Annotated in this window: 2 protein-coding genes; one reads left to right on the forward strand and one right to left on the reverse strand. The window is 62.4% G+C overall.

The window, feature by feature from the left end:
- The coding region (locus tag WBR57_RS11575; RefSeq protein WP_424083948.1) for a DEAD/DEAH box helicase at positions 1-1,581 on the reverse strand (1,581 nt) is incomplete at its 3' end.
- Between the two features lie 99 nt (positions 1,582-1,680).
- On the opposite strand from WBR57_RS11575, the gene WBR57_RS11580 reads away from it, so the two are divergent.
- A complete protein-coding gene (locus WBR57_RS11580; RefSeq protein WP_424083949.1) occupies positions 1,681-2,145 on the forward strand; it encodes a CopD family protein in 465 nt (154 codons plus the stop codon).
- Positions 2,146-2,197: the final 52 nt, after the last annotated feature.

The following is a 2,197-nucleotide window of genomic DNA, read 5'->3' on the forward strand; positions in this document are numbered from 1 at the left end:
GAGGTCCGGCACCCGCAGCACGCCGGCGTCGGCATGGTGGAACGGGCTCGGCACCACGGCGGTGACGGCTTTTTTCGGCAGGCCGGCACGCATGCGGAACCGGTCGAAAGTGCCCAGGGCGGTCAGCGTGGCCGACGTCACCAGGCAGCCGTAGGCCACGTTCCACAGGTTGCGACGCAGCATTTCGGCAGCGAGGATCGGGCTGGCATTGACCTCGATATCAAACAGCGCACCGCTTTCCGACAGGGTCAGCCAGCGCGCCATCGGCGGGTTGTCTTCCGGGTCTTCGACGGTAAAGGCGGTCCACAACTCCCAGTTGCCCTGGGCACGCGACAACAGGCTGCCGAACAGCGGGTACCATTCTTCGGCCTGGTTGCTGGCGATGCCAATGTTGACCTCGCCGTCCATGCCTTCCTTGAGCAAATCGGTCAGGCGGGTGAACAGGTCAGTCAGGCGCGAAAAGCCTTTTTTCAGCTCGATGCCCATTTCGCGCATGTGCTCGGGGATCAACCCGCCGACAAACCGGTGACGTGGACGCTCGCGGCCCTCCACGTCTTCACCGGGCTTGAAGTCGGCCACCTGCTCGCAGGCACTGAACATGAATTGCTGCTGGGTCTTGATCTCCCGCGCCAGCTCCGGCACCTGTTCGATCAACTTGCCCAAATCGCCCGGCAACGGGTGCTGGGCGAGTAATTTGGTGAGGTTCTTGGCGGTGGTTTCCAGCCAGTCGGCGGTGGAACGCAGGCGCGTGTAGTGGGCGAAGTGGCCGATGGCCTTATCCGGCAGGTGGTGACCTTCGTCGAATACGTAGAGGGTGTCACGCGGGTCCGGCAACACGGCGCCGCCGCCCAGGGCCAGGTCGGCCAGCACCATGTCGTGGTTGGTGACGATCACGTCGACCTTGCCCATGCCTTCGCGGGCCTTGTAGAAGGCGCACTGGCCGAAGTTGGGACAATGGCGGTTGGTGCACTGGCTGTGGTCGGTGGTCAGGCGCGCCCAGTCGGAGTCTTCCAGGGCGGTGGGCCAGCTGTCGCGGTCGCCGTCCCATTTATTGCCGGCGAGTTTTTCGATCATGCTGGTAAACAGCTTCTGGCTGACTTCATCAACCTCAATCTTGAAGCCTTCTTCTTCGAACAGCGACGCGGTGGCCGTTTGCGCGTGGCCTTCCTGCAGCAAGACATCGAGCTTGGACAGGCACATATAGCGCCCACGCCCCTTGGCCAGGGCGAAGGTGAAGTTCAGGCCGCTGTTGCGCATCAGGTCGGGCAGGTCTTTATAGACAATCTGCTCTTGCAGGGCGACGGTGGCGGTGGCGATGACCAGGCGCTTGCCGGCGGCCTTGGCCGTAGGGATCGCGGCCAGGCTGTAGGCCACGGTCTTGCCGGTACCGGTGCCGGCTTCGACGGCCACGACCGCCGGGTCGCCACTGCGCCGGCCTTCGTCGTCGGTGTCGATATCCCCGAGGACCTTGGCGACTTCGGCGATCATCAGGCGCTGGCCATAGCGCGGTTTCAAGCTCTTGGCTTCGAGAAAACGCGAATAGGCGCCCTGGATCGTGGTTTTGAGTTCAGTGCTGATCATGGATAGTCGGGCGCAAAAAACGCTGGATAAATTTTCAGTGGTTCGGATCGGCCGCTATCATACCCCGCTAATTAATCCCGCGCAGAACGGAGTACCACAATGACCGCGTTTAGCCTCGCTTACACCCTGCATGTACTGGCCGCCCTGGTTTGGGTCGGCGGTATGTTTTTCGCCTGGATGATCCTGCGCCCCGCCGCCATGGCGGCACTTGAGGGCCCTGCCCGGCTCAAGCTGTGGGCGAATGTGTTTCAACGTTTTTTCGTGTGGGTGTGGGTCGCGGTGCTGGTTTTGCCGATCAGCGGCATCGGCCTGTTGCAGTTGCGCTTCAGCGGGTTTGAAACCGCACCGCGTTATGTGCAGGTGATGATGGGGTTGTACCTGGTAATGACCGCCTTGTTTATCCGCATCCAGGCGTTGAAGTTCCCGGAACTGCGCGCGGCCGTGGCGGCTGAGGATTGGCCGGCAGGTGCGGCTGCGCTGGGGCAGATCCGCAAGTTGGTGGGGATCAATCTGATTGTAGGGCTGGTGGTGGTGGCGATTGCTTCGGCTCGGCCGATGTTCTGAGGCAGTCCTTGAATCGCCATCGGGGGCAAGCCCCCTCCCACAGTTGGAATGC

The organism is Pseudomonas sp., assembly GCF_049590575.1.
Classification (GTDB): Bacteria; Pseudomonadota; Gammaproteobacteria; order Pseudomonadales; family Pseudomonadaceae; genus Aquipseudomonas.

Excerpts from the sequence above, each read along its gene's own strand:
- WBR57_RS11580 (WP_424083949.1), top strand. The coding sequence starts at position 1,681 with ATGACCGCGTTTAGCCTCGCTTACACCCTGCATGTACTGGCCGCCCTG.